Source organism: Bradyrhizobium sp. AZCC 1719 (genome assembly GCF_036924525.1).
Taxonomy (GTDB): Bacteria; Pseudomonadota; Alphaproteobacteria; order Rhizobiales; family Xanthobacteraceae; genus Bradyrhizobium.
The window spans coordinates 1,359,302-1,384,804 of record NZ_JAZHRU010000001.1; the positions used below are offsets into that span (position 1 = coordinate 1,359,302).

General features: G+C 63.6%; 24 protein-coding genes. 12 read left to right on the forward strand and 12 right to left on the reverse strand.

All coding sequences use genetic code 11. The features are described 5' to 3' along the window. Window positions 1-36: 36 nt before the first annotated feature. The 4 genes from ptsP to V1292_RS06580 all read left to right on the forward strand — a co-directional run bounded on the left by ptsP (window position 37) and on the right by V1292_RS06580 (window position 5,610). Window positions 37-2,304, forward strand: a complete 2,268-nt coding sequence (gene ptsP / locus V1292_RS06565) for a phosphoenolpyruvate--protein phosphotransferase (protein WP_334371187.1) — start codon at window positions 37-39, stop codon at window positions 2,302-2,304. A 56-nt stretch (window positions 2,305-2,360) separates the two neighbouring features. Beyond that, the gene (gene prfA / locus V1292_RS06570; RefSeq protein WP_065746589.1) at window positions 2,361-3,440 is read left to right on the forward strand and encodes a peptide chain release factor 1; all 1,080 of its coding nucleotides are present in this window, start codon (window positions 2,361-2,363) and stop codon (window positions 3,438-3,440) included. A gap of 52 nt (window positions 3,441-3,492) precedes the next feature. Further along, entirely contained in the window at window positions 3,493-4,374 is an 882-nt protein-coding gene (prmC, locus tag V1292_RS06575; protein ID WP_334371189.1) for a peptide chain release factor N(5)-glutamine methyltransferase, read from the forward strand. A gap of 492 nt (window positions 4,375-4,866) precedes the next feature. After that, on the forward strand, window positions 4,867-5,610 hold the full coding sequence (locus tag V1292_RS06580) for a DUF4167 domain-containing protein (RefSeq protein WP_334371191.1): 744 nt from the start codon (window positions 4,867-4,869) through the stop codon (window positions 5,608-5,610). Between the two features lie 104 nt (window positions 5,611-5,714). Here V1292_RS06580 and V1292_RS06585 read toward each other — a convergent pair whose 3' ends face one another. Further along, a complete protein-coding gene (locus tag V1292_RS06585) occupies window positions 5,715-6,470 on the reverse strand; it encodes a methyltransferase domain-containing protein (protein WP_334371193.1) in 756 nt (251 codons plus the stop codon). 119 nt (window positions 6,471-6,589) lie between these two features. Between V1292_RS06585 and gloB the strand changes: the two genes are divergently transcribed. From gloB to V1292_RS06600, 3 genes are all read left to right on the forward strand, one after another. Further along, window positions 6,590-7,357: a hydroxyacylglutathione hydrolase gene (gloB, locus tag V1292_RS06590; RefSeq protein WP_334371195.1), complete on the forward strand. Its 768-nt coding sequence runs from the start codon at window positions 6,590-6,592 to the stop codon at window positions 7,355-7,357. Next, window positions 7,357-7,788: a cupin domain-containing protein gene (locus V1292_RS06595; RefSeq protein WP_442895499.1), complete on the forward strand. Its 432-nt coding sequence runs from the start codon at window positions 7,357-7,359 to the stop codon at window positions 7,786-7,788. The genes gloB and V1292_RS06595 overlap by 1 nt, the downstream gene beginning before the upstream one ends. A gap of 102 nt (window positions 7,789-7,890) precedes the next feature. Continuing rightward, window positions 7,891-8,571 (forward strand): flavin reductase family protein, encoded by a 681-nt coding sequence (locus V1292_RS06600; protein ID WP_334371197.1) that lies wholly within the window; start codon window positions 7,891-7,893, stop codon window positions 8,569-8,571. Here V1292_RS06600 and yddG read toward each other — a convergent pair. The 3 genes from yddG to V1292_RS06615 all read right to left on the reverse strand — a co-directional run bounded on the left by yddG (window position 8,568) and on the right by V1292_RS06615 (window position 11,717). Then, complete coding sequence (gene yddG, locus V1292_RS06605) at window positions 8,568-9,437, reverse strand: aromatic amino acid exporter YddG (RefSeq protein ID WP_334371199.1); 870 nt, start codon at window positions 9,435-9,437, stop codon at window positions 8,568-8,570. The two genes, V1292_RS06600 and yddG, sit on opposite strands and share 4 nt — an antisense overlap. A 169-nt stretch (window positions 9,438-9,606) precedes the next feature. Beyond that, window positions 9,607-10,332 (reverse strand): acetoacetyl-CoA reductase, encoded by a 726-nt coding sequence (phbB, locus tag V1292_RS06610; protein WP_334371201.1) that lies wholly within the window; start codon window positions 10,330-10,332, stop codon window positions 9,607-9,609. 206 nt (window positions 10,333-10,538) lie between these two features. Then, a complete protein-coding gene (locus V1292_RS06615) occupies window positions 10,539-11,717 on the reverse strand; it encodes an acetyl-CoA C-acetyltransferase (protein ID WP_334371202.1) in 1,179 nt (392 codons plus the stop codon). A 317-nt stretch (window positions 11,718-12,034) separates the two neighbouring features. Between V1292_RS06615 and phaR the strand changes: the two genes are divergently transcribed. Beyond that, window positions 12,035-12,634 (forward strand): polyhydroxyalkanoate synthesis repressor PhaR, encoded by a 600-nt coding sequence (gene phaR / locus V1292_RS06620; protein ID WP_334371204.1) that lies wholly within the window; start codon window positions 12,035-12,037, stop codon window positions 12,632-12,634. A 128-nt stretch (window positions 12,635-12,762) separates the two neighbouring features. Here phaR and V1292_RS06625 read toward each other — a convergent pair whose 3' ends face one another. After that, window positions 12,763-14,466: a putative bifunctional diguanylate cyclase/phosphodiesterase gene (locus V1292_RS06625; protein ID WP_334371206.1), complete on the reverse strand. Its 1,704-nt coding sequence runs from the start codon at window positions 14,464-14,466 to the stop codon at window positions 12,763-12,765. A gap of 233 nt (window positions 14,467-14,699) precedes the next feature. Here V1292_RS06625 and V1292_RS06630 point away from each other — a divergent pair, with 233 nt between their 5' ends. Next, complete coding sequence (locus tag V1292_RS06630) at window positions 14,700-14,987, forward strand: hypothetical protein (protein WP_334371207.1); 288 nt, start codon at window positions 14,700-14,702, stop codon at window positions 14,985-14,987. Window positions 14,988-15,085: 98 nt separating this feature from the next. Here the strand turns inward: V1292_RS06630 and V1292_RS06635 are convergent, their stop codons facing one another. The 3 genes from V1292_RS06635 to mtgA all read right to left on the reverse strand — a co-directional run bounded on the left by V1292_RS06635 (window position 15,086) and on the right by mtgA (window position 16,989). Continuing rightward, complete coding sequence (locus V1292_RS06635; RefSeq protein WP_334371209.1) at window positions 15,086-15,841, reverse strand: hypothetical protein; 756 nt, start codon at window positions 15,839-15,841, stop codon at window positions 15,086-15,088. 134 nt (window positions 15,842-15,975) lie between these two features. Beyond that, window positions 15,976-16,158 carry a 50S ribosomal protein L32 gene (gene rpmF, locus V1292_RS06640; protein WP_028347701.1) on the reverse strand — a complete coding sequence of 61 codons (183 nt, stop codon included), beginning with the start codon at window positions 16,156-16,158 and terminating at the stop codon, window positions 15,976-15,978. A 153-nt stretch (window positions 16,159-16,311) separates the two neighbouring features. Continuing rightward, a complete protein-coding gene (gene mtgA, locus V1292_RS06645; RefSeq protein ID WP_334371210.1) occupies window positions 16,312-16,989 on the reverse strand; it encodes a monofunctional biosynthetic peptidoglycan transglycosylase in 678 nt (225 codons plus the stop codon). Window positions 16,990-17,165: 176 nt separating this feature from the next. On the opposite strand from mtgA, the gene V1292_RS06650 reads away from it, so the two are divergent. Together V1292_RS06650 and V1292_RS06655 are read left to right on the forward strand one after the other, a co-directional pair. Next, window positions 17,166-18,086, forward strand: coding sequence for a polyprenyl synthetase family protein (locus V1292_RS06650; protein ID WP_334371211.1), 921 nt, complete (start codon window positions 17,166-17,168; stop codon window positions 18,084-18,086). Window positions 18,087-18,105: 19 nt separating this feature from the next. Beyond that, window positions 18,106-18,786, forward strand: a complete 681-nt coding sequence (locus V1292_RS06655) for a DUF1345 domain-containing protein (RefSeq protein WP_334371213.1) — start codon at window positions 18,106-18,108, stop codon at window positions 18,784-18,786. 82 nt (window positions 18,787-18,868) lie between these two features. On the opposite strand, the gene V1292_RS06660 is transcribed toward V1292_RS06655, so the two are convergent. Further along, window positions 18,869-20,635, reverse strand: a complete 1,767-nt coding sequence (locus V1292_RS06660; protein ID WP_334376962.1) for a caspase family protein — start codon at window positions 20,633-20,635, stop codon at window positions 18,869-18,871. 318 nt (window positions 20,636-20,953) lie between these two features. On the opposite strand from V1292_RS06660, the gene V1292_RS06665 reads away from it, so the two are divergent. After that, entirely contained in the window at window positions 20,954-21,328 is a 375-nt protein-coding gene (locus V1292_RS06665; RefSeq protein ID WP_334371215.1) for a nuclear transport factor 2 family protein, read from the forward strand. Here the strand turns inward: V1292_RS06665 and V1292_RS06670 are convergent. From V1292_RS06670 to ispG, 3 genes are all read right to left on the reverse strand, one after another. Then, window positions 21,310-22,683, reverse strand: coding sequence for a Rieske 2Fe-2S domain-containing protein (locus tag V1292_RS06670; RefSeq protein WP_334371216.1), 1,374 nt, complete (start codon window positions 22,681-22,683; stop codon window positions 21,310-21,312). The genes V1292_RS06665 and V1292_RS06670 overlap by 19 nt on opposite strands. Before the next feature lie 140 nt (window positions 22,684-22,823). Further along, entirely contained in the window at window positions 22,824-23,717 is an 894-nt protein-coding gene (locus V1292_RS06675) for a TauD/TfdA dioxygenase family protein (RefSeq protein WP_334371217.1), read from the reverse strand. A 299-nt stretch (window positions 23,718-24,016) separates the two neighbouring features. Next, window positions 24,017-25,309: a flavodoxin-dependent (E)-4-hydroxy-3-methylbut-2-enyl-diphosphate synthase gene (ispG, locus tag V1292_RS06680; protein WP_334371218.1), complete on the reverse strand. Its 1,293-nt coding sequence runs from the start codon at window positions 25,307-25,309 to the stop codon at window positions 24,017-24,019. Window positions 25,310-25,503: the final 194 nt, after the last annotated feature.

Below are 25,503 nucleotides of genomic sequence, written 5' to 3' on the forward strand. Positions count from 1 at the left end.
CCGGCGGGCTGGCCTCGCGGGGGAGGATACCAGCACATGCGGAGCACGTCGGGAGGTCCCCGCGTCTTGTTGAGACGGCTTCGCGAAACCATGGCGGAGAAGGTCTCGGCGCAGGAACGCCTGGACAAGATCGTGGTGTTGATCGCGGCCAACATGGTGGCCGAGGTCTGCTCCTGCTACGTGCTGCGCATCGATAACACGCTCGAGCTTTACGCCACCGAGGGTCTGAACCGCGACGCGGTGCACCGCACCGTGCTGAACGCGCACGAGGGTCTCGTCGGCCTCGTCGCCAGCGAGGCCAGCCCGCTCAACCTCTCGGACGCGCAAAGCCACCCGGCGTTCTCGTTCCGCCCGGAAACCGGCGAAGAAATCTACCATTCGTTCCTCGGCGTGCCGATCTTGCGCGCCGGCAACACGCTCGGCGTGCTGGTGGTGCAGAACCGCGCCAAGCGCACCTATGTCGAGGAAGAGGTCGAGGCGCTGCAGACCACCGCCATGGTGCTGGCGGAGATGATTGCCTCCGGCGAACTGGCGGCGCTGGCGCAACCCGGCGCGGAACCGGCGGCGCGGCATTCCCTGCACAAGACCGGCGCGATCCTCTCCGACGGCATTGCGCTCGGCCATGTCGTGCTGCACGAGCCGCGCGTCGTCATCACCAACTACATCGCCGAAGACCTGCCGAAGGAAATCAAGAAACTGGATGCAGCGCTGACCAAGCTGCGCGCCGATCTCGACCGCATGCTGGAGCGCGGCGACGTTGCCGATGGCGGCGAGCACCGCGAGGTGCTGGAAGCCTACCGGATGTTTGCCAACGACCACGGCTGGTCGCACAAGCTGCATGAGGCGGTCGCTACCGGCCTCACCGCGGAAGCCGCGGTCGAGCGCGTACAGTCCGACACCCGCGCGCGGATGCTGCGCTCGACCGATCCTTATCTGCGCGACCGCCTGCACGACCTGGAAGATCTCGGCCACCGCCTGATGCGGCAACTGGTCGGCCAGGATCATGCGCCCTCGCGCGAGCAGCTTCCCGAAAACGCCATCCTGATCGCGCGCGCGATGGGACCGGCGGCGCTGCTCGACTACGATCGCAAGCGGCTGCGCGGCCTGGTGCTGGAGGAAGGCACTGCCAATTCCCACGTCTCGATCGTGGCGCGCGCGCTCGGAATCCCCGCGGTCGGCGAAGTCCCGAACGCGCCCGGCATTGCCGACCCCGGCGATCCCATCATCGTCGACGGCACCTCGGGCTCGATCTATGTCCGCCCCTCAGCCGAGATCGAATCGGCCTATGCCGAGCGGGTGCGGTTTCGCGCGCGGCGGCAGGCGCAGTATGCCGCGCTGCGCGACAAACCCTGTGTGACCAAGGACGGCCAGCCGGTCGAACTGATGATCAATGCGGGCCTCGTCATCGACCTGCCGCATATCGACGACACCGGCAGCGCCGGCATCGGGCTGTTCCGCACCGAGCTGCAGTTCATGGTCGGCCAGAACCTGCCACGCTCTTCCGACCAACTCGCGCTCTATCGCACCGTGCTGGACGCCGCCGGCTCCAAGCCGGTCACGTTCCGCACCCTCGATATTGGCGGCGACAAGGCGCTGCCCTATATGGAGACCGTGATCGAGGAAAACCCGGCGCTCGGCTGGCGCGCGATCCGGCTCGGGCTCGACCGTCCCGGACTATTGCGCGGCCAGATTCGCGCGCTGCTGCGGGCCGGCGGCGGCCGGGCGCTGAAGATCATGTTTCCGATGATTTCGGATGTCGCCGAATTCGACCAGGCCAAGGCCATCGTCGAGCGCGAACTGACCTACCTGCGCCAGCATGGCCACGCGCTACCGGAACGTATCGACGTCGGCACCATGGTGGAAGTGCCGGCGCTGCTCTATCAACTCGACGAACTCTTGAAGAAGGTCGATTTCGTTTCGGTCGGTTCGAACGACCTGTTCCAGTTCTTGTTTGCGGTCGACCGCGGCAACGCAAAAGTTTCCGAACGGTTCGACACCATGTCGGTGCCGATCCTGCGCGCGCTGCGCGATATCGTGCGCAAGGCGCAAGCTGCGAAGAAGATGGCCTCGCTATGCGGCGAGATGGCCTCAAAGCCGCTCGGCGCGCTGGCGCTGATCGCGCTCGGCTACCGCTCGCTGTCGCTGTCGGCCACCGCGCACGGCCCGGTCAAGGCGATGATCCTCGACCTCGATGCCAAAAAGGCGGAAGCTGTCCTGATGCCGCTGCTCGACGCGCCAGCCGGCAGCGTCTCGATTCGGCAGAAGCTGACGGAATTCGCGGAAGCCGAGGGGCTGTCGTTGTAGCGAGGCTCAGTCCCGACAACGCCACCTTTCCGTATCCGCTGCCTGAGAACTACGCCATGTTGCCCGAAGCCAAACTCGATATCCTGCTCGCCCATCATGCCTCGCTCGAGGCCGAGCTGCTGGGCCAGGTGAATTCCGAAAAGTACGTGCAGATCACGCGCGAGCTCGCCGAGCTCAATCCGCTGATCGATGCAGTCAAGGCGTATCGGACGGCGCGGGCCGAGATTGCGGGCGCCGAATCGCTGTTGGCTGATGCCGGCACCGATCCCGAAATCCGCAGCATGGCCGAAGCCGAGCTCGAAACGCTGCAGGCGCGCGTCGCTGACCTCGAGCAGAAGATTCGCGTGGCGCTGTTGCCCAAGGACGCCATGGACGACCGCAACGTGATGCTGGAAATCCGCGCCGGCACCGGCGGCGACGAAGCCTCGCTGTTCGCCGGCGACCTGTTCCGCATGTATGAGCGGTTTGCCGCCTTGCAGGGCTGGAAGGTCGACGTGATCTCGGCCTCGGAAGGTACCGTGGGCGGCTACAAGGAAATCATCGCCGAGGTGCAGGGCCGCGGCGCGTTCGCCAAGCTGAAGTTCGAATCCGGCGTGCACCGCGTGCAGCGCGTGCCCGACACGGAAACGCAGGGGCGGATTCACACCTCGGCTGCAACGGTGGCGGTACTGCCCGAGGTCGAGGATGTCGATGTCGACATAAAGAATGAAGATCTGCGGATCGAAACCATGCGTGCGCAGGGCGCCGGCGGCCAGCACGTCAACAAGACCGAATCCGCGATCCGTATCACGCACATTCCGACCGGCATCGTGGTGATGATGCAGGACAGCCGCTCGCAGCACAAAAACCGCGCTTCCGCGATGAACATCCTGCGCTCGCGCATCTATGACGCCGAGCGCCAGCGCGCCGACGCCGCGCGCTCCGCTGACCGCAAGGAGAAGGTCGGCTCCGGCGACCGAAGCGAGCGCATCCGCACCTATAATTTCCCGCAGGGCCGCGTCACCGATCACCGCATCAATTTGACGCTCTACAAATTGCCGCAGGTGATTGCGGGCGAAGCACTGGGCGAACTGATCGACGCGTTGACGACCGAGCACCAGGCTGCCCAGCTTGCCGCACAGGGCGCGGCAGCGTGAGTGACAACTTCGCCGTCGTCCCTGCGTGGAGAGATTTCCGCGGGAACGCCGCATGACGGATTTCGTCGGCCAGACAGTCGAGGCCGCGCGGCGCGTGCTCGCGGCGAGACTCAAAACCGCCGCCATCGAATCCGCCGAACTCGATGCGCGGATTCTGACAGGCCATGCGCTGGGCCTCAACCTGACCGGCTTGATATCGGTCGCGCAGCGCGAGCTCACCTCGGACGAATCGGCTCACCTTGAGGAATTCGCCCGCCGACGTCTCGCAGGCGAGCCGGTCGCCCGCATTCTCGGCGAGAAGGAGTTTTGGGGTCTGCCCTTGCAACTCTCGTCCGCAACGCTGGTGCCGCGGCCCGATACCGAGACGGTGGTCGAACTGGCGCTGGAACTGCTACGCGCCGGCGGCGATCTCGCTCTTCCGATGCGTATCGCCGATCTCGGCACCGGTTCCGGCGCAATTCTTCTCGCGCTGTTGTCCGAATTGCCGGCGGCCGAGGGATTCGGAACTGACATCTCCGAAGCGGCGCTGCAGACCGCTGCGGCCAATGCCGCCTGCGTCGGCCTCTCGGAGCGCGCGACGTTCATCGCCTGCGATTACGCGCGCGGACTATCCGGTTCGTTCGATCTGATCGTCTCGAACCCGCCCTATGTCCGGTCGGCGGATATCGGCAGTCTGGCGGTGGAGGTGAGAAATCATGACCCGCTCGCCGCGCTCGATGGTGGCGCCGACGGGCTGGACGCCTACCGCGCGTTGATCCCCCAGGCGGCCGGCCTCCTCGCCCCGGGTGCCGCCTTGGTCGTGGAGGCCGGCGAGGGCCAAAGCGGCCCAATCCAGGCCCTGATGACGAGCGCAGGGTTAATGCCTGCAACGGCGCCCAAGGCCGATCTGGCGGGCATTCCGAGGGCGGTCGCGGGCCACAAAATGGCCCGATAAAGTCCTTTTGGAACGCAAAAAAACCCCTTGGAATATTCCCCCGGAGCGACTACGTTCCGCTCACAACATCGGTCCAGGGTTGCTGGCCCCGTAAGATCATGCGGGTGAGGCCAGAGTTTCTCGAAACGAGAGCCCGCCGGGTGAAAGGTTCCAAACGCAGGTCGAATCGAGCGCAATAGCTGGAGCTGTGCTGCTCTCGACCGTAAAGCGAACGAAAGCCTGATATTGCGCTTGAAGACTTACGCAACAGCCAGTCACGCGAAGCCGTCACGCAAGGCGGTTAGACTGGTTTTGGCAGGCTGAATGATTTGATCCGGCGGGCAAATGTACGCCGCCGATTGGGGAACGCGTCTTTGCTGAACGCGAGGGTTGGCGAAATCGACGACATGAATTTGAACGGCATCGTGATTCGGTGCGCCCTGAGTGCGCGCCGGATCGGATCAGGCTACGACGGCAACTGCAAAACATCAGGGCTGGAATAAAAGGCGAGACATGAGAAACGGTCAGAACAACAAGCGGATGCGTAACCGGAACCAAGGCAGTAACCGGAACGATGGCCGGCGCGGTCAGAACCCGATGACTCGGGTGTTCGAATCCAACGGTCCTGACATCAAGATCCGCGGCACCGCTTCGCACGTCGCGGAAAAATACGTTCAGCTAGCGCGCGACGCGCGCTCTTCCGGCGACCCCGTCGCGGCCGAGAATTACTACCAGCACGCCGAGCATTATTTCCGCCTGATCGCTGCTGCGCAGGAGCAGTTCCGGCAGAACCAGCCGCAGCCGCGCATCGACACCGAAATGCAGCCGACGGACGACGGTGACGACGAGGGCGAGAGCTTTTCGCATTTCGGCCAGGAGCCGGGCTTCGTCCCGCAGCAGCCACAGCCGTATATCCGCGACAACAATCCGCGCGAACGCGAACAGCGCGGCGACAACCAGCCCTATCAGCGCGACCACCAGCCGCGCGAACACCATCGCGATCGCGAGCACCGTCCGCAGCCGCAGTATCAGCCGCAAACTCAGCCGCAGCCGGTGATTGCCGATACCGGCGGGGTCGATCGCCTGCCTTCCTTCATCACCGGCCCGCAGCCGCAGGTGAACGGTGCGCCCGGCGGATATGAAGAGGGCCGCGGCGAGCGTTTCCCGCGCCGGCGCCGCCGGCCGCACGGCCCGCGCCCCGACAACATGGCCGCGCCCGCTGCGCCAAGCGAAGATTTCAATCCGGGGAATGAGTAATCGTTCGTCTTCGTAGGGTGGGCAAAGCGCAAGCGTGCCCACCAACTTGCTGCAAAGACTGAGGATGAAATGGTGGGCACGGCGCTAGCGCGCCTTTGCCCACCCTACGATTCTCCGAGCTTATCCCGCGTTGCCGTCGATGACGGCACCAGCGCCGGCTCCAGCGACGGAATCAACCGCGTACGTTCGCGGCCCGCGGGGATCGCGCGATAGACCTGTTTGGTCGCTTCCACGATATGGACGCCGGCGAACGGCAGCGACAGCGCGGCGCCGACACGCTCCCACGCCATCGCCGAGCGCAGAAACCAGCTATTGCCGACCGGCGGCAGAAACAGCGCCTCGCCCCACGCCGCCGGCGTGAACCAGGTCTGCCGCAGCAATTGCGTGATCTGCGCGCGCGAATAGGGCCGGCCGTGACCGAACGGCGTATTGTCGGTGCGCGTCCACACGCCCCGCCGGTTCGGGATCACCGCAATCAGCCGGCCGGACGGTGCCAGCACCCGCCACACCTCGCGCAACAAGCGCTCCGGGTCGTCGGACATCTCCAGCGCGTGAACCAGCAAGATCCGATCCACCGCGGCGTCCGGTAGCGGCATCGAGAATTCATCGATCAGAGATGCCAGCGCCGGCCGCCCCGTCGGCCATTTCAGGACGCCCTGCGCCGCCGGCATGAAGGCGATGCAGCGCTCCGAATCCTCGCGAAACAGCCCGAGATAGGGCGTCGGATAGCCGAGCCCGAGCACGCGCTGTCCCGCCGCATCGGGCCAGCGCGCCCGAATGCCGCGGTTGATCAACTGCCGCGCCACGATGCCAAGGCGTTGCGAGTAGAAATCCCGGAGATCGATGACGTCGATGGTCATGGGCGCAATCTACCACACCGTGTTTCATTGCGGCGCGCCGAAAATGGCATTGCCGCGCAAGCGTTAACGCCATATTTCTTGCAGATGATGGGGCTGAAAGCCTTAACCACGGAGCTGTCATGGCCGCGGAAATTCGTACCTTCACCTGCCTCAACGACAATTTCGGCTATTTGATCCATGATCCCGCGACCAAGGCCACCGCATCGATCGACGCGCCGGAAGCCGCCCCGATCATCAAGGCGCTGGAGCGCGAAGGCTGGACGCTGACGGATATTCTCGTCACTCATCACCATCACGACCATGTCGGCGGCATCGCCGAGCTGAAGCAGAAATATAATTGCCGCGTCGTTGCACCGCACGACAAGTCCACCAAGATTGCCAATGTCGACCTGCGCGCTGCCCATGGCGACGTAGTCAAGGTGGGAAGCCTGCTGGCCCGGGTGCTGGAAACGCCGGGGCACACGCTCGATCATATCTCCTATGTATTCGATAACGAAAAGGCGGTGTTTGCCGCCGACACGCTGTTCTCGATCGGCTGCGGCCGGGTGTTCGAGGGCAATTATCCGATGATGTGGGATTCCCTGTTGAAGCTCCGTGCGCTGCCGGACGATTTCAAGCTCTATTGCGGCCATGAATATACTGCTTCCAACGTCAAATTCGCGCTCACGGTCGACGGCGACAATCCGGCGCTGAAGGCGCGCGCCGAGGAAGTTACGCGGCTGCGCGCCGACAACAAGCCGACGATCCCGGTGCTCTTGGGCGATGAGAAAAAAGCCAACGTGTTCCTGCGCGCCGACGAGCCGTCGGTGGCGGCCAAACTGCACATGAAGGGCGCCAGCGCCGCCGAAGTTTTCGGCGAGCTGCGCGAACGCAAGAACAAGTCCTGATGGCGCTGCCAAAACAAGCCGCCGAGATCATCGCGCGGCTCGACCTGAAGCCGCATCCGGAAGGCGGGCATTATCGCGAGACGTTTCGCGATGAAAGCGTGGACGCCGCCGGGCGTTCGCGATCGACCGCGATCTATTTCCTGTTGGCGCGCGGCGAACGCTCGCATTGGCATCGCATCGATGCGGTCGAGACCTGGCATTATTACGCGGGCGCGGCGCTGACGCTCTGGATCGCTGATAATGATGGGCAACGCAGCGTGAGGCTCGGCGCGAATCTTGCCGCCGGCGAGGCGCCGCAGGCGATCGTCCCGCCGCACGCCTGGCAGGCCGCCGAGAGCAATGGCGATTGGACTTTGGTTGGCTGCACCGTGGCGCCGGGATTTGAGTTTGCGAAATTCGAGCTGGCGCCGAAGGGCTGGGAGCCGACCTAGTCGTCATTCGTTCCCGCCGCAATGAAAAATCGCGATCGGGAATCGGGTGGGTTTGATGCGCTCTCGAACATAGTTTCCGCCCCACAACACGAGGAGCGGAAAATGCACGGGACATTCAGCGTTTCACATCAGATCGAACCGGCGATTCTCTATTTCGGCACGCCGGTCGTTCTGATCGGCTCAACCAATGAAGACGGTTCATTCAATCTCGCGCCGATGTCGTCGGCATGGTGGGTTGGTTGGCGCTGCATGCTGGGGCTGGCGGCCAACTCAAAGACCACCGAGAACATGATCCGCACAGGCGAGTGCGTGCTCAATCTGCCGTCGGCCGCTCTCGTCGGCGCGGTCGACCATCTGGCTCGCACGACCGGCTCGGATCCGGTGCCGCCGGGCAAGCGGATGCGCGGCTATCGGCATGCGCGCGACAAGTTTGGCTTGTGCGGCCTGACTGCGATGCCGGGCGAAACCGTCGCGGCGCCCCGCGCGCTGGAATGCCCGGTACAGATCGAAGCCAAGGTCGCACGCGTCCACGAGATGGCCGAGGAGGATGCGGTCTGGCGCGGCAATCTTGCCGCGATCGAGGCGCGCATCACGCGCGTGCACGCGCATCCGGGAATCATGATGGATGGCGAGCCCAACCGCGTCGATCCCGACAGATGGCGGCCGCTGATCATGAGCTTCCAGCAATTCTACGGACTGACGTCCGAGAAGCTGCAGCGCTCAGAACTCGGGCAAATTCCGGAAGCGATGTACAAGCCACCGGGCTGGAAGCCTGCCGCTTAAGACTTCCGCCACACCATATCCTTCGCCGCGATCAGGCCGCCGCCGGCGATCAGGATCGCGGCAATGGCGATCGTGGCGGTCGGCTGCGCGAAGCCGGCGAGGATCAGAAACAAGGTCGATAATAGCGGCGTCGCGTAGGACGCCGCTCCGAGCACGCGGATATCGCCGCGCTTCATGCCGATATCCCAGACGAAGAACGCAGCACCGACAGGGCCGACGCCGAGCGCGATGACGGCTAGCCACTGCCCGATCGTTTCCGGCCAGACCGTCTTCTCCACCATGCCATGGACGAGCGCGGCCAGCAGCGCGGTGGCGAGGCAGAAGCCGGCCACCGCATCGGTCGGCACCGCCTTGAGCTTGCGCGACATCACCGAATAGGCGGCCCACACAAAGGCGGCGACGAAGGCCGCAGCCAGCCCTGGGATCTGGCCTGGCGCAAAGCTGGCGCCGTTGCCGGCGAACAGCAGCACCGTGCCGGCAAGCCCGAGCAACGCACCGATGATGTGATGTGGCGCCAGCCGCTCGCCCGGCAGCAGTGACGAGAACAGCACGATCAGCAGCGGCCAGAGATAATTCAGCAAGCCGGCTTCGGCCGGCGGCGCAAAGCGCAACGCGAGGAAATACAGCGCGTGATAGCCGAACAATCCGCCAACGCCGACGACCCAGGCGACCGGTGGCTGCTTCAAGGCGCCAAAGGCGGCGGGCCGGAACAGGAAACTTGCGAAAGCGACCAGGGCGCCGATCGCAAATGTCATGGCAGCGAGCTGGAAGGCGGGAATCTTCCCAGTCGCGACCGTCAACACCGACAGCAGCGACCACATCAGGATCGCGGTCAGTCCGATCAGGGTAGCGGTGCGGGAGGTCATGCGTTGAAAAGTGTTCAGCTTCTTCCGTCATGGCCGGGTTTATCCCGGCCATCCACGTCCTTCTTGCCGCTAGTTGTAAAGACGTGGATGCCCGGGACAAGCCCGGGCATGACGACTTTTTACTGGTCGCTGCTGCACGCAACGGCTTCGCGCGATGACGCGACGATCATCACACCAAGTACTGGCCGCCGTTGATCGTCATGGTCGAGCCGGTGATGCCGCTGGCCTCGTCGGCAGCCAGGAACACCACCGCGCGGGCAATCTCTTCAGGCTCGCCGAGACGATTGATCGGGATCAGCGGCAGAATGCTCTTCTCGAGCACGTCCTTCGGCACCGCCTGCACCATCTCGGTGTTGATGTAGCCGGGGCAGATCGCGTTCACGGTGACGCCGCCCTTGGCATTCTCCAGCGCCAGCGCCTTGGTGAAGCCGATGTCGCCGGCCTTGGCGGCGGAATAGTTGACCTGGCCGAACTGTCCTTTCTGGCCGTTGATCGAGGAGATGTTGATGATGCGGCCGAACTTGCGGGCGCGCATGCCCTCGATCACCGGCCGCGTCATGTTGAACAGCGAGCCGAGATTGGTGTTGATGACCGCGTTCCACTGCTCGAGCGTCATCTTGTGGAAGGCGCCGTCTTTGGTGATGCCGGCATTGTTGACGAGCACATCGATCGGACCGAGATCAGCCTCGACCTTCTTGATGCCATCAGCGCAGGCGTCAAACGAAGAGACGTCCCATTTGTAGACGGGGATGCCGGTCTCGGACTTGAATTTCTCGGCTGCGGCGTCGTTGCCGGCATAGCTTGCCGCAACCTTGTAGCCTGCAGCCTTCAGCGCCTTGCTGATCGCCGCGCCAATGCCTCGCGTACCTCCCGTAACCAGTGCAACACGTGCCATGTCGTAGTCCTCCTTGGTGGCCTTCTTTCTATGCCGGAATTGTCCCGGTCTTTTGACGAAGCTCAGCCTTTGGTTTGAAGCGTTGTTGAAAACGCTTGCATAAGACGAAAATGCCCGGCGCTAGACCGGGCATTTCATCTTTACCAATTCGAGCCGCGGTTGCGAGATGATCTTTTCATCATTCAACCGATCACTCTGCCTTTAGTTCAGTCGCGTGCGATGCACATCGCGATTCCCATGCCGCCGCCGATGCACAGCGTGGCGAGGCCCTTCTTGGCATCGCGCTTCTGCATCTCGTGCAAGAGCGTCACCAGCACGCGCGCACCCGACGCACCGATCGGGTGGCCGATCGCGATCGCGCCGCCATTGACGTTGACCTTGCTGGTGTCCCAGCCGAGATCCTTGTTCACCGCACAAGCCTGCGCCGCGAACGCCTCGTTGGCCTCGATCAGGTCGAGGTCGCCGACGTTCCAGCCGGCCTTCTTCAGCGCAGTGCGCGAGGCGGGGATCGGGCCGGTACCCATGATCTTGGGATCGACGCCGGCCTGGCCCCAGGAGACGATGCGGGCGATCGGCTTCTTGCCCTGCCTGGCTGCTTCCTTGGCGGTCATCAGCACGACGGCGGCGGCGCCGTCATTGATGCCCGAGGCGTTGCCGGCGGTCACGGTGCCGTCCTTCTCGAAGGCCGCGCGGAGCTTGCCCATTGCATCGAGGGTAGCGCCATGGCGCGGATATTCGTCGGTGTCGACCACGACGTCGCCCTTGCGGGTCTTGATGGTGACCGGCGTGATCTCGTCCTTGAACTTGCCGGCCTTCTGCGCGGCCTCGGCCTTGTTCTGCGAGGCAACGGCGAACTCGTCCTGCTGGGCGCGGGTGATCTGGTACTGCTTGGCAACGTTCTCGGCGGTATTGCCCATGTGATAGCCGTTGAAGGCGTCCCACAGGCCGTCCTTGATCATGGTGTCGACCAGCTCGAAGCCCCCCATCTTGACGCCACCACGCAGATACTGCGCATGCGGGGCCATGCTCATCGATTCCTGGCCGCCCGCGACCACGATCGAGGAATCGCCGTTCAGCAGTGCCTGGTAGCCGAGCGCGACCGAGCGCAGGCCCGAGCCGCAGAGCTGGTTGACGCCCCAGGCCGGGCTCTCCACCGGAATGCCGGCGTTGATCGAGGCCTGACGGGCCGGGTTCTGGCCCTGCGCCGCGGTCAGGATCTGGCCCATGATGACTTCGGAGACCTGGCCCGGCTCGACACCCGCCCGCTCCAGCGCGGCCTTGATGGCGATGGCGCCGAGGTCATGGGCCGGGGTGGTGGCGAACGCGCCGTTGAAGCTGCCGACCGGAGTGCGGGCGGCGCTGACGATGACGACATCGTCTGACATGGACATCTCCTTATGGGGTTTCTTGGGCTTGAGGTTGTTGGACGGCGGGCGGCCGGGGTGGCGTGCCTGTCTCTCGCCTTATGTTGTTAACCTCGTTGACCCATGTCAATCGGCCGGCGCCCAAAATCCTGCCGCGGCGCATTCAAATTGTTCCCATGGGGGTTTCGGTAGCAGCGTCCATGCCTTGGAATTAACCGTGCCGCACAAAACGGTAGCCGAACCGCATTGAAAATGCTTACTTTGCTGCGTTTGCGTTGCTCGTCTGCCCGTCGGCGAAGCTGCCGGGTTCCCTGCTCTCGGTGTCGATGTGTGAGCTTATGGCAAAGTCAGACCAACCTACGACCATCAAGAAGTACGCCAACCGGCGGCTCTATAATACCGGCACCAGCACCTATGTGACGCTCGAGGATCTCGCAGCGATGGTGAAGGAAGGCGAGGATTTTCTCGTCTACGACGCCAAGACCGGCGATGACATTACGCGCCAGGTGCTGGCGCAGATCATCTTCGAACAGGAAAACAAAGCCGGACAAAATCTGTTGCCCACGACTTTCCTGCGGCAGTTGATCCGCTTCTACGGCGACAGCATGCAGTTGGTGGTGCCGAAATATCTGGAGCAGTCGATCGATACGCTGACGCGCGAGCAGGAAAAATTCCGCAAGCAGCTCACCAACACCTTCAGCGGCACGCCGTTCGCGCCGCTGGAAGAACATGTCCGCCGCAACATGGAATTGTTTCAGCAGACGTTCTCGATGTTCAAGCCGTTCGTGCCGCCGCGCGCCGGATCGACTTCGCCGGAGCCGGAAAAGGTGCCGGAGCCGTCGACCGACGGAGACAATATCGACGATCTTCGCCGCCAGATGAAGGACATGCAGGACCGCCTCGAGCGCATGTCGAAAGAGCCGAAGAAGGAAGAGTGATCTTCTCTTCCCTGCGCTGGTGCTGATTCTTTCGTCATGGCCGGGCTTGTCCCGGCCATCCACGTTTTTGGTGCAGCGGTTGCGGAAGACGTGGATGCCCGGGACAAGCCCGGGCATGACGACGTTTACTATCGCGCGAGCTCACCCGCCGCCGGCAGCGCCGCATCGCCTGCCACCGCCCACGGCCGCTGCGGCGACGCCAGCCCGATCAAGCGGCCCTGGATGTAATCGCAGCCCCATTCGCGCAGCATCACGGCGGCTTCCTCGTCCTGCACCCATTCCGCCACCGTCTTGATCTGCAGGCGGTTGGCCAGATCGATCAGCGTATGCACGAAGGCACGATCATCGGCGGAGCGCGCGATGTTCTGCACGAAGGCGCCGTCGATCTTCACGATATCGACGCCGAGCTTGCGCAAGTTGCGGAACGAGGTGTAGCCGGCGCCGAAATCGTCGATCGCGATCTGGCTGCCGAAGCTTTTCAGTCGCGTGATGAAGCCCCTGATATCGTCGATGTCCTGGATCGCAACCGTTTCGGTGATCTCGACGATCAGCCGCTCGCCGGCGCCGGGATGCGCCTGCATCAGCGATTCGATTCCGGTCCACCAATCCCGGTCCATGGTGGTGTCGGGCGAGATGTTGAGGCTGAGCCGCACGTTCGGCGACGCCGCGAGCTCGGCGACCGCGAGTTCGAGCACGCGATGATCGACCAGCCGGATCAGGCCCAATCGCTCGGCGACCGGAACGATATCGGGCGCCAGCAGCGCCTGCCCGTCCTCCTGCTCCATCCGCACCAGGCATTCGTAAAATGCCGGCTGCCGCGAGCGCGCTTCGACCACGGGCTCGAAGGCGGTGACGATCCGCCGCTCGTTCAAAGCAGTGACGATCTCGTCGGTGACGCGGATGTTGACGCGGCGCTGGGCATCGCGCTCGACGTTCGGCTTCCACAGCGAGAACGATCCGGCGCGGCGGCGCTTGGCGTCATCTAGCGTTTCCTGGGCGCGATTGACCGCCTCATCGGCATTGCGGGCGTAACGGGGGATGCTGATCGCACCGATCGAGGCCGTCACCGAAACGGGGCCGGATTTGGTCGGGATTACCTCGTCGCGGACCCCTGCCAGGAAGCGCTCGGCCGCGATATTGGTGTCGTCGACGGTGCAGTTCCTCAAGATCAGCCCGAACTTGTTGCCGGAGAAGCGCCCGAGCACGTCGCCGCCGCGCAGCTTGGCGCGGATGCGCTTTCCGACTTCGGCAATCACAGCGTCCGCGACATCGAAGCCGAAGGCGTCGTTGACGCGCGCCAAATGATCGATCCCGATCAGCATGAAGGCGCAGGTCGATCGGAGACGCATGGCCTCCTCGATCGCTTCCGCCAGCGAGGCGATGAGATGCGTGCGATTGAGTTCACCGGTCAGCGGATCGTGCATCGAGAGCTTCAGCAATTGCTCGTCGCGGGCACGACGCTCATTGTTGATGCGGACAATGCCTTGCGCGCGCACTGGCTTGCCGTCAGGCCCTGCGAACCAGCAACCGGTTTCCTCGATCCAGAGTACCGGCGCGGAGCTTGAGGCTCGCACGCCATATTCGATGCGGTAGGCGACGCCTTCGCCGCCCCGCGGCGGTGGCGATCGAGTGAGGGCGTCCGTCCGGATCGAACGGGAGGGCTCGATCAGCCCGGCGAACCCGGCGCCACTCGCCAGCGCTTCCGCCGGAATGTCGGTGAAAACCGCGCCGGCATTGTCGCTCCAGGCGATGGTATCCGCTATCAGGTCCCAAACGAAAGCCGCCTGGCCTAGCGAGGCAAGAATGCTGGAGGCTTCCGGGACAGGGGGCATCAGATCGCCTCGATTCGGGACACCGCCGGGTGATTCCCTTGGGCCTTAAGGATAGTGGCTGTTTCGAACGAGAGGCTAGGCGAAGTTGATAAATAATCCGGAAACCATGTTTCAAGGACTTTCCGGGTTAGCCGGGAACGAAGCGGAAGGGAGCGGCATAGGCCTTGCGAGGTCAGATCGCAGTGGGGCGTTTCGTCCCGAAACGTGACAGTTTTAGCCGGTTGCGGTGCGCGATGCTGGATATCGATCGATCAGACGAAATTTTGGACGGCGAGTTCGTCAACGTCGATGAGCCGGCCTGCGTCGCGCTGGTGCCGGTCACCCAGTCCGTGCATTGGTCACAGCGAGCGGCCACGCCGCGGCCCGATCCGACCTTCCTCGCGCAGTTGATCGCAACCGCCGACCAGACACCGCAAACCCGCGGCCTGAGACGGGCCTCGCTGGCGGACGCGCAGACGGCCTATGGCGCCAGCCAGATCCGGTGCTGCAACACCGGCTTCCGGACACGCCAAACCATCTAGAGCCCGGTTCCGATTGAATCAGAACGGGCTCTAGATTCTTGTTTTGACGCGTTTTCTTGACGCGAACCGGTATCCACTTCGCTCGAAAACGCTATGGATCAGCGCTGAGGCGTATCGGGTTTATCCGAGGGCGGAGGACCTGAGCCCGGCTGTAGTCCTGGCGACGAGACTTGGGGCGTAGGAACTTGGGGCGTAGGGCCTTGGGGTGCAGGGCCTTGGGGTGCAGGGGCTTCTGGCGCAGGGGCTTCCGATGACGACACTGCGGGCGACGGGGCTGCCGTTGAAGCCGCCTCGGGCGCGGCGGCGGGCTGCACCGGTTTCGGTTCGGCGTGATCCTTCAACACGGATTCGGCAACAGAGGCTGCCGCTGGTGTAGCAGGCGCAGGCGAAGGTGCTGCTGCCGGTGCAGGCTCGATTTTGGGCTCGGCTGCCGGGGCCTCGGCCTTTTCGGCGCTTTTTACCGGCGGTGCCGGCGCCGCCGCGACGGCACGGCGTCGTGTCCGCAATGCGAGGCCGGAGACGAAATCGACCAGCGACAGGGCCGTCATCAGGAAATAGGTCGAGGTGCCGAACTTCGGCCACAGCACGAATTCAGCCGCCGCCGCTCCGAACACGATCAGCGACAGCAGATGGTCGGTGAGATATTTCGCGCCGGGCCGCGCGCCTTTGATGACCTCGGCGAGGAGCAGCAGGATGCTGAGCGTCAGCAGCACATCGCTCAGCGTCACCGTCCATTCCGCGCCCGACATCAAGGTCAGCTTCACCAGCGGATCGGTGAACGATACCTCCGGCATCAGGAAGACGATGATGTTGTAGATCGCGAGCGGAATCAGAAGCAGCGGAAAACCGACCATGGGTATCACGCCTTGCTAGCAAAACCGGAAATGTCCCCGGGCAAAGCATCGCTTCGCCCTGTGGAACCGTTGGCCCACTCGTTGGCCAAATTCGGGCAGGCGCCACTGGACGCGGCGCCTTATCCCCTATCCGGTCAGGATTCCTTCTTCTTCAGCACCTGCCGGCCTTTGTACATGCCGGTCTTCAGGTCGAGGTGGTGCGGACGGCGCAGCTCGCCCGAATCCTTGTCCTCGGCATAGGTCGGCTTCTTCAGCGCATCCGCCGAGCGGCGCATGCCACGCCGCGAGGGCGATGTTTTTCTTCTGGGAACGGCCATAACAGTCCTCTAGGGGTGTTGTCGGAGGCATCGTCCGAAACCAGACCGCCCAGCGCTTCGCGCACGGGCTGCGATGCCGATAAGGCCGCGCTTATAGAGGATGGGCCGGCGTAAAGCTAGGGCAGGTTGCGGTAAAAGCGGCCGAAAATTGGCTCAAAAAGCCCGATTCTCGCTCCAGCAGCGCTGTAGCGCCGCGGCATTGGCCCGCGCCATGTAGGTGGCGGCCAGACGGCGCACCCCGGGGCCGGGATTGCGGGCGCTGCGCCTGACAGGGTTGGGCAGGATCGCCGCTAGCAAGGCGGCCTCGCGCGGCGACAGGGTCGAGGCCGAGCGGCCAAAGGCGTAGAGGGAACCGGCTTCCGCCCCGAACTGCCCGGACGGGCCGAGTTCAGCGATGTTGAGATAGATTTCCAGGATTCGCTGCTTGGGCAGCACCAGATCGATCCACATCGCGAGCGGCAGTTCCAGCACCTTGCGGACCACGCTGCGGCCCGGCCACAGGAACAGGTTTTTCGCCACCTGCTGGGTAATTGTCGACCCGCCACGGGTGGGTTCGCCATCCTCGGCATCGTCGATTGCGTCCTGCAGCGCGCCCCAATCGACCCCGTGATGGCTGCAGAATCTGGCGTCTTCGGAGCCGACCACCGAGCGCGGCAGGTAAGGCGAAATCGCTTTGAAATCGATCCATTGCCGCGACACCGGCGCGCCCTTGAGCCAGCGCCAGGCCATCAGGGCCGAGACCGGATGCCCGGTGCGGTAGAACGGCGTCACCAGATAGGGCAGCAACAGCACCGCCAGCAGGATCAGCACTAAAATTCGGACAATGCGCAAATTGGATGCTTCCGGTTCAGCCCAGGCCCTCCGGGACCGCTGAACAGGCCCCACCCACGTGACATCTCCATGATATTTCGGGCGTTTTCCAGCGCTTTTGTGACGGGGGTCATGGAATTGACGAAGCGCCCGCCATCAAACATTGTCCGGGCCAAATTGATCTGGAGCTATTCTTAATGACGAACGTCGCTGCCGATTTTGCCAAACGACTGGACCAGACTGCGGAGGACACCGAAGCGCTGCTGGCGAAGCTGTTGTCCGATACGCTGCTGCCCGACGAGATCGCGCGGCCGAAGCGGCTGATGGACGCGATGCGCTATTCCAGCCTCGGCGGCGGAAAGCGGCTGCGGCCATTTCTGGTGGTCGAAAGCTCGGCGGTGTTCGGCGTCCCGCGCGAGGCCGCGCTGCTGGTCGGCGCGGCGCTGGAATGCATCCATTGCTATTCCCTGATCCATGACGATTTGCCGGCGATGGACAACAGCGATTTGCGCCGCGGCCGGCCCACGCTGCACAAGAAGACCGACGACGCCACCGCGATCCTCGCCGGCGACGGGCTATTGACGTTGGCGTTCGACATCGTCACCCGCGACGAGATCCACAAGGACGCCAATGTGCGCCTGCTGCTGACGCGGGCACTGGCGCGCGCTTCCGGCATCGGCGGCATGGTCGGCGGCCAGATCCTCGACCTCGCCGGCGAAGGCCGCTTCGGCGACCGCGAGCCGGTCGACGTGGCGCGGCTGCAACAGATGAAGACCGGCGCGCTGTTGCGCTATGGCTGCATCGCCGGCGCGATCCTCGGCCAGTCCACGCCGAAGGAATACCAGGCGCTCGACGACTACGGCCGCGCGCTCGGCGAGGCCTTCCAGATCGCCGACGACCTGCTCGACGTCGAGGGCGACGCCGCAGCGCTCGGCAAGCAGACCGGCCAGGATGCGGCGCTCGGCAAGACCACCTTCGTCACCCAGCTCGGCATCGACGGCGCCAAGCAGCGCGTGCGCGATCTCCTGGCGCGCGCCGATTCCGCACTGTCGATCTTCGGCGCGAAGGGCGACATATTGCGGGCAGCCGCGCGCTTTGTCGCGGAGCGCAGAAACTAGCGCATCAGAAGGCCAGCGGATGGACAAGGAATTCGAGAAACACCTTGTTCGCTTCCAGAACCTGCCGATGCCGGTCCGCGTCGTCTACGGAAGGCCGCGGACCTTCATCGCGCTCGCGGTTGGCGTGGCCGTATTCTTCCTGGCGCCTGACACGCTTCGGCTGGCGACACGTCTCATCGTCGGCTGGGATGTCTTCGCCGCACTGTATCTCGTGCTTGCCTACATCATGATGCTTCGCTGCGACGTCGGCCATATAAGGCGCAGCGCGGTGTTGCAGGATGACGGGCGTTTCCTGATCCTGTTAGTGACCGCGTTCGGCGCCCTCGCAAGCCTTGGCGCGATCGTGTTCGAGCTCGGCGCCTCGAAAGGCAATCCGGCCGGGCTCATCCTGGCGACGGTGACGATCGTATTGTCATGGGCGCTTGTGCATACCGCCTTTGCGCTGCATTACGCCCATGATTTCTATCGCGGCAAAAAGCCCGGCGGCCTGCAGTTTCCAAGCGGCGACGCGCACAAGGATGCGGATTACTGGGATTTCGTCTACTTCTCGTTCGTGATCGGCATGACCGCGCAGGTTTCCGACGTCGGCATCACCGACAAGGTCATCCGCCGCACCGCGACCGTGCACGGCATCATTTCGTTCGTGTTCAACACCGCGCTGCTGGCCTTGATGGTGAATATCGCGGCGAGCGTGATCTGATCGCTGGCGTCACGGCTTTGAAGCGGGACCCGGCCCCTCTGCGATCAGGACAGCGAAGAGCCGGGGCCCGGCGTGTCTGCGGTTATGGGCACACGCCCGACATGATGGCGCCGAACGAGTGGCAGCCCACCGCACGTTCGTGGCCGGTAAGCGGACGGCCTTGCTGGGACATCCCTGGAGCATTCGGATTCTGGGAACGTGTAACAATCGCCTGCCTTGGCTCCCGACCTTGCCGTGCTTCAGGAACTCGTCTTGCCTCCGGTCTGTCGCGCTTGGCGACCGGCTTCCTGGCGCTGCGCTTCTCGCATTCATTGTCGTCGTTGAGGAACGAGCCCTCCGCGCAGGTGATCTTGGTGCAGCGCTCGCCCTCGGCCTTGAAGCCGTGCTCGCAGACCAGCGGGCACACGCGCGCCGATTTCAGCTTGATCGTATCGAGCGTATCGACGCTGGCGACCTTGGTGTCGAGCTTGGTTCCGGCGTAGCGGTTGAACAGGGTCAGCGACCGCTGCGAGGCGCTATTCCAGTTGCCGTCGGCATTGCCCGCGAGGCACCCGACGCGGCGCAGTTCGGCCTGCACCGACTTTGTGACGTCAACCTGCGGCGGGCCGGCCGAGAGGGCAGCAACGTTCACGGCTTTGTCCTTCTCCGCGGGTGCTGGAGCCGACGCCTTGTCGGCGGCGGCGCTTTCGGCGGCGACGCGCTTCTGCTCGGCCGCGGCCGCCTGCTCCTGCGCCACCTGCTTGGCCTTTTCAGCCGCGATGCGCGCCTGCTCGGCAGCCTTGGCTTCCGCCTCGGCCTTTGCCTGCTGCGACTTCTGGGCGCCCTCGGCGGCGAGCCGCGCCCGCTCCTGCTCTGCGAGCCGCGCTTTCTCGGTCGCCGCGACGCGCGCCTCCTCGGCCGCAATCTTGTCGAGCTGAAGTTTTGCGAGGCTCGAATAGAAGCCATCGGGATATTGCGCAAGGAAGGCGTTGAGCGCGCTCTTGTTGCCGATCTGTAGCGCGAGTTCGTAATCGCGGCGGGCTTCGGCCTGCGCGCTCAGGGCTGGCGCAGCGGCCGCCGGCGCCGCGCGCGGTGCCGGCACCAGCGGCACGTCTTCACCGCCGAGCGAACCATACACAAAGGGTTCCTGCCGATTGTTGGTCGTTTTGAGCACCTCATCGCGGACAAAGCCGAACGCGCGGCGCACGTCGAGCCCGGGCTTGGTCAAATGATTCGACAGCGCCGACGTGAACGGGCTGTTCTTGCCGTCACCGTCGGCCGCGGTCGAACCGGCCTTGGCCGAATAGGCGATCAGGACGTTGGGGCTGGTCGGCTCGACCTTGGCCAGGCCTTGCCCGATCGCGCGCGACGCGACCGTACGCTTCATGGTGCGGGCAAACGGATTGTCGCGGCAGGCGTCGAGAATCACGAGCCGCAGCTTCTTGGCCGGTTCGATTGCGATCAGGATGCGATCGAGCGAGAGGCCCTCGTCATAAATGTCGGTATCGCGTTCCAGCCGCGCATCGACGGGAATCAGGTAATTCGCGCCGTCAACTTCGATCCCGTGGCCGGCGTAGTAGACCACGGCAATATCGGCATCGCGCGCGCGATCGGCGAAGTCGCGCAGCGCGCGACGGGTCTCGGCCGCCGGCAAGTCGCGGCGGGAATCGACGACGTCAAAGCCGGCGTCCTTCAGCGTCGCCGCGATTTTGGAACTGTCGTTAACCGGGTTGGTAAGCGGTGCGACATTCTGGTAGGCGGAATTGCCGACGATCAGCGCGACGCGCTTTTCGGCAAAGGCCGGCTCGCTCGCCAGCAGGAAGGCGGCGGCTGCAAGTGCCCATCGGCACAATTTTAGCGATCCAGACATCATCATGACTCCTCCGGAGTCTCGTACTTTTTTACCACACCGGTCTACCTATCAGAAGCCAGACCACCGCTTTGTGAGTTAAGTCACGAACCACGCAGACGTGAATCGGCCTCCTCGCTATATCCTTAGTCGGGCGAACAGGCCCGCAGGTTCGGCTACCGCCTCTGCCGTTTCCACAGGGGTTCCCGGCGCAGCCCCGCGGGGACGGGCGCATTCTTCGGCAACGATGCGAGCGTTCGCGTTTTCTCAATAGCGCAATCCGCCGGTCCATGGCTAAATTCACCTCGAATGATTTCTGTCTTGTCCGGGAGGAAAGCCGTGAGCCCAGACCGATCGACCGTCGAAGCCGTGGTGCAGACCTATTTCGATGGCCTCTATGAAGGCGATGCCGACAAGCTCGGCGCGATCTTCGACGCAAGCGCCGATTTGCGCTGGCTGGAGAAGGGCGAGTTGCAGGTGCTGACCGTACCGGACTGGCTCGACCGGGTACGCAAGCGGCCCTCCGCCAAGGCTGAAGGCAAGCCGCGCGAGGATTTCATCGTGACGATTGATCGCTCGGATAATCAGACCGCCTTCATCAAGGTGCGATGCCAGTTGCCGCCGCGCTATTTCACCGACTATCTGGTGGCGATGAAATTGCGCGACGGCTGGAAAATCGTCTCGAAATCCTATCGCTACGATCTCCGCGAGTAATACTTACTCAGGCCTGCCCTACTCCGCTGCCGCGTTCCGCCCGGCCCAACATAGCCCGCAGCATCGCCGAACCGCTCGATCATGACAGCGGTGAGGTCCTTGGCTTTGTTGGTGACGCAGGCGCCGGAGCGCACGGCGTAGCGGTCCTGATGCTTCAGGTGCGGCGGCGCCTCGCCCTTCTGCAGCGCCCGGGCGGCATCCATCACGAGCTTGCGGAAATGCATGATGCCGAGGTCGGTCGGGCCGAGATGTTCGCGGGTGCGGTCGGCGATCGGGCCCTGGCTGTCCTGCACGGCGGCGTCCTGCTCGGACACGCCCTTGATGCCGGTGTAGCTATGGGTCTTCTGCAGCTTGCGATCGATCAGGTAGTCGTTCGACTTGTTGCGCAGCGGCACGTAATTCTCATCGACTTCCGAAATGACGCCGTTGCCGCGATCGTAGGCCTCACGCTCGGCATCCGTAATCGGCCGTTCCGGATTCCAGGCGTAGGTATAGATCCAGCAATTGGTATCGGTCACCGGCACAAAGCTCTGACCAAAAATGTTCTCGCCCGGCATCGCGCTCGGCGCATAGGCATGCACCGGCATCAGGAACTGCGCGATGCGCCAGTAGATATTGTCGCTGCCGGTGAGACGCCCGCCGGCGATCGTCAGCCCGGCCTCATGCGGGTTGATCTTGATGACGGGGCGCGGATCTTCCGCGATCCAGCGCATATGGTCGGTCGCCACGCGTGTCAGCGGATTCACGAAGTGCTTCTTGATATCGAGGATCTCGTTCTCTTCCTTTTCGAAGGAGAGATGCGCGAAGGTGAAATGTGCGGTGTCGATCGAGCCTTCCAGTGCCTGCACCCAGTTGCAGTCCTGCCATTTCTTCGAAACGTAGCGATGCGAGGGCGGCACCAGCGCCATTTCCAGATCGGGCAACTCGGGCACCTGATCGGCGGGACCCATATAGGCCCAGATCATCTCGCCCCACTCGCGCACCGGATAGGACTTGATGCGGATCAGGTCCTTGGCGTTGAGGTCGGGATAGGAGGTCGGCATGTCGACGCAGCGGCCCTCGGTGTCGAACTTCCAGCCGTGATAGACGCAGCGGATGCCGCACTCCTCGTTGCGGCCAAGCCAGAGATTGGCGCCGCGATGCGGGCAATATTGATCGATGACACCGACGACGCCGCTTGTATCGCGGAAGGCGAGCAGCTCCTCGCCCATGACGACAATCTTCTTCGGCGGACCGTCGGCCTCGGGTAACTCTTCTGACAGCAGCACCGGAATCCAGAAGCGGCGCAGCAGCTCGCCCATGCCGGTGCCTGCACCGCTCTCGGTGAGGAATTTGTTGTCTTCGGCGCGGAGCATGAGGGCCTCCCGATCTTGTTTTTGCTTTTACGGAAGACTGACGCGGGTGACCGATAACGTCAACGCTCATTCCGCTCTCGTGTCCCGGCTCTGCAGTGCACGCTTTGCGATGCACTGCGTCCGGGGCACGATATGCCGCTTTATATCGGCCTCTCGCCCTTCACCGTCACCCGCGTGCCTGACCGCGTATGCGGCCAGTAGTCCCACATCGCGCGGTGCTGGGCGCAGCGGTTGTCCCAGAACGCGATGGCGTTTTCCGTCCAGCGGAAGCGGCACTGGAACAACGGATTTTCCGCGTGCTGGTAGAGATAGGCCAGCACGGCATCGCTCTCGTCGCGCGGGATGCCGATAATGTAACGGGTAAAGCCGCGATTGACGTAGAGCGCCTTCTTGCCAGTGACGGGATGCGTGCGCACCACGGGGTGTTCGGCACGCGGATATTCCACCCTGTCGGCGACGCCATAGTTGGCGTAAAGCCCGCGATAGGTCTGCTCGCCGTCGTGCAGCGCTGTCAGCCCGGCGAGATAGGTCTTCATCCGGTCCGACAGCGCCTCATAGGCGGCGTACATGTTGGCAAACAGCGTATCGCCGCCGCGTGGCGGGCATTGCTTGATGTAGAGGATCGATCCCATCGGCGGCTCGACGTCGCAGGACACGTCGGTGTGCCAGCCCTCGCCATTGGCGCGCGGCGAATCCTTGTCGGCATAGATCTTCATCAGCGCCGGGTCGCCCTCGTTGGGCGCCGCCGGATGCACATGCAGTTCACCGAACTTGCGCCCGAAAGCGAGATGTTGCTGCGGGGTGATATGCTGGTCGCGAAAGAAGATGACGAGGTTTTCGGCGAGCGCGCGATGGATTTCGTCCATCTGCCGGTTGGAGCGCCCGTCGTCCGAGACGAGCTTGCCGATATCGACGCCGGAGATTTCCGCGCCGATGATTGGCGTGAGTTTCTCGACTGCAATGGTCTCGTAAGGTTCGGCTTCGTCGGCGAGGTGGCGATAGCGCGGTCCCTGCTTGCCGGACAGCGATGACATGGGCGTTCTCCCAATCGTTCTTGATTGGGACGCATCGTAGCGAAGGCAATACGAAGCGCAATCCGGATCAACAATGTAGTGCGGTTAGAGACCTGTCCGCCGTAGCTCAAGAGCGAGGCGGAAGCGTAACCCGCCGCTCGTGCGCGCAAAAAATAAGGCGGATTGCGCTTGCGCTAATCCGCCTCACGATTCTGCTATGATTGTTTGTTCGTCATTCCGGGATGGTCCGAAGGACCAGACCCGGAATCTCGAGATTCCGGGTTCGATGCTGACGCATCGCCCCGGAATGACGCTTCGCGTCACTCCGCCGCGGTCACGGCGCTCGCGGGCGTCTTGCTGCCGCTGCCATAGCGCTGATCGATGTAATCGATGACCAGCGCCTTGAAGTCGGCGGCAATCGTCGGACCGCGCAGGGTGCGGAACTTCTTGCCGTCGACGAACACGGGCGCCGCCGGCGCTTCGCCGGTGCCGGGCAGGGAGATGCCGATATTGGCGTGCTTGGATTCGCCCGGGCCGTTGACGATGCAGCCCATCACCGCGACGTTGAGCTGCTCGACGCCGGGATATTGCGTTTTCCAGCCCGGCATTTCCTCGCGGATGAAATCCTGGATCGAGCGCGCCAGCTCCTGGAATGTGGTCGAGGTGGTGCGGCCGCAGCCCGGACATGCCGCGACCAGCGGCACAAAGGTGCGGAAGCCCATGGTCTGCAGCAATTCCTGCGCAACCTGAACTTCCAGCGTGCGGTCGCCGCCGGGTTCGGGCGTGAGCGAAATGCGGATGGTATCGCCGATGCCGTCCTGCAGCAGAATGCCGAGCGCGGCGGATGAAGCCACGATGCCCTTCGATCCCATGCCGGCTTCGGTCAGGCCGAGGTGGATGGCGTAATCCGAGCGGCGCGCCAGCTCCTGATAGACCGCGATCAGATCCTGCACGGCGGAAACTTTTGCCGACAAAATCATGCGGTTCTTGGGCATGCCGAGCTCTTGGGCGCGGGCGGCCGACAGCAGCGCCGACTGCACCATGGCCTCGCGCGTCACCGCGCGCGCATCACGCGGGTTAGGCGAGGCCGTGTTCTCGTCCATCAGCTTGGTCAGCAGCTCCTGGTCGAGCGAACCCCAATTGGCGCCGATACGCACCGGCTTGTTGTTTTTGTTGGCGATCTCGATGATGTCGGCGAATTGCGTGTCGCGCTTGTTCTTGAAGCCGACATTACCGGGATTGATGCGATACTTGTCGAGCGCTTCGGCACAGGCCGGATATTCGGCAAGCAGCTTGTGGCCGATATAATGGAAGTCACCGATCAGGGGCGTGGTGATGCCGCGCTTGCGCAGGCCGTCGCGGATGTGCGGAACGGCGGCAGCAGCTTCCTCGCGATCGACCGTAATACGCACCATTTCCGATCCGGCGCGCGTCAGCGCCGCGACCTGCGCGATGGTGCCTTCGACATCGGCGGTGTCGGTATTGGTCATCGACTGCACGACGATCGGCGCACCCCCGCCGACGGCAACATTGCCGACCATGACCTGGGTGGTTTTGTGCCGGGCCTTCGGGCCGGCGACGTCGTCTTGCGGGATTATTTCGGGCTTGTTCATGGGGCCTCGAATATCAGGTTTTGGTGACATGTACCAAGGGGGCGGCGAAGGCAGTGTGCGCCTTGTCACATAGCGGATTTTTATCTTGTGTGTTCAATAGCTTAGGCCAACCATGGCGGCCGAAAGCAGGGCAAAAGACCTCGTCTTTCGTTAACCGCTATATTGGACAGGAATCGCCGAATTGAAAGGGCGAG

What these genes read in the sequence shown, in the direction of transcription:
- ptsP (WP_334371187.1), top strand. Translation starts at nt 37, where the DNA reads ATGCGGAGCACGTCGGGAGGTCCCCGCGTCTTGTTGAGACGGCTTCGC.
- prfA (WP_065746589.1), top strand. Translation starts at nt 2,361, where the DNA reads ATGTTGCCCGAAGCCAAACTCGATATCCTGCTCGCCCATCATGCCTCG.
- prmC (WP_334371189.1), top strand. Translation starts at nt 3,493, where the DNA reads ATGACGGATTTCGTCGGCCAGACAGTCGAGGCCGCGCGGCGCGTGCTC.
- V1292_RS06580 (WP_334371191.1), top strand. Translation starts at nt 4,867, where the DNA reads ATGAGAAACGGTCAGAACAACAAGCGGATGCGTAACCGGAACCAAGGC.
- V1292_RS06585 (WP_334371193.1), bottom strand. Translation starts at nt 6,470, where the DNA reads ATGACCATCGACGTCATCGATCTCCGGGATTTCTACTCGCAACGCCTT.
- gloB (WP_334371195.1), top strand. Translation starts at nt 6,590, where the DNA reads ATGGCCGCGGAAATTCGTACCTTCACCTGCCTCAACGACAATTTCGGC.
- V1292_RS06595 (WP_442895499.1), top strand. Translation starts at nt 7,357, where the DNA reads ATGGCGCTGCCAAAACAAGCCGCCGAGATCATCGCGCGGCTCGACCTG.
- V1292_RS06600 (WP_334371197.1), top strand. Translation starts at nt 7,891, where the DNA reads ATGCACGGGACATTCAGCGTTTCACATCAGATCGAACCGGCGATTCTC.
- yddG (WP_334371199.1), bottom strand. Translation starts at nt 9,437, where the DNA reads ATGACCTCCCGCACCGCTACCCTGATCGGACTGACCGCGATCCTGATG.
- phbB (WP_334371201.1), bottom strand. Translation starts at nt 10,332, where the DNA reads ATGGCACGTGTTGCACTGGTTACGGGAGGTACGCGAGGCATTGGCGCG.
- V1292_RS06615 (WP_334371202.1), bottom strand. Translation starts at nt 11,717, where the DNA reads ATGTCAGACGATGTCGTCATCGTCAGCGCCGCCCGCACTCCGGTCGGC.
- phaR (WP_334371204.1), top strand. Translation starts at nt 12,035, where the DNA reads ATGGCAAAGTCAGACCAACCTACGACCATCAAGAAGTACGCCAACCGG.
- V1292_RS06625 (WP_334371206.1), bottom strand. Translation starts at nt 14,466, where the DNA reads ATGCCCCCTGTCCCGGAAGCCTCCAGCATTCTTGCCTCGCTAGGCCAG.
- V1292_RS06630 (WP_334371207.1), top strand. Translation starts at nt 14,700, where the DNA reads ATGCTGGATATCGATCGATCAGACGAAATTTTGGACGGCGAGTTCGTC.
- V1292_RS06635 (WP_334371209.1), bottom strand. Translation starts at nt 15,841, where the DNA reads ATGGTCGGTTTTCCGCTGCTTCTGATTCCGCTCGCGATCTACAACATC.
- rpmF (WP_028347701.1), bottom strand. Translation starts at nt 16,158, where the DNA reads ATGGCCGTTCCCAGAAGAAAAACATCGCCCTCGCGGCGTGGCATGCGC.
- V1292_RS06650 (WP_334371211.1), top strand. Translation starts at nt 17,166, where the DNA reads ATGACGAACGTCGCTGCCGATTTTGCCAAACGACTGGACCAGACTGCG.
- V1292_RS06655 (WP_334371213.1), top strand. Translation starts at nt 18,106, where the DNA reads ATGGACAAGGAATTCGAGAAACACCTTGTTCGCTTCCAGAACCTGCCG.
- V1292_RS06660 (WP_334376962.1), bottom strand. Translation starts at nt 20,635, where the DNA reads ATGTCTGGATCGCTAAAATTGTGCCGATGGGCACTTGCAGCCGCCGCC.
- V1292_RS06670 (WP_334371216.1), bottom strand. Translation starts at nt 22,683, where the DNA reads ATGCTCCGCGCCGAAGACAACAAATTCCTCACCGAGAGCGGTGCAGGC.
- V1292_RS06675 (WP_334371217.1), bottom strand. Translation starts at nt 23,717, where the DNA reads ATGTCATCGCTGTCCGGCAAGCAGGGACCGCGCTATCGCCACCTCGCC.
- ispG (WP_334371218.1), bottom strand. Translation starts at nt 25,309, where the DNA reads ATGAACAAGCCCGAAATAATCCCGCAAGACGACGTCGCCGGCCCGAAG.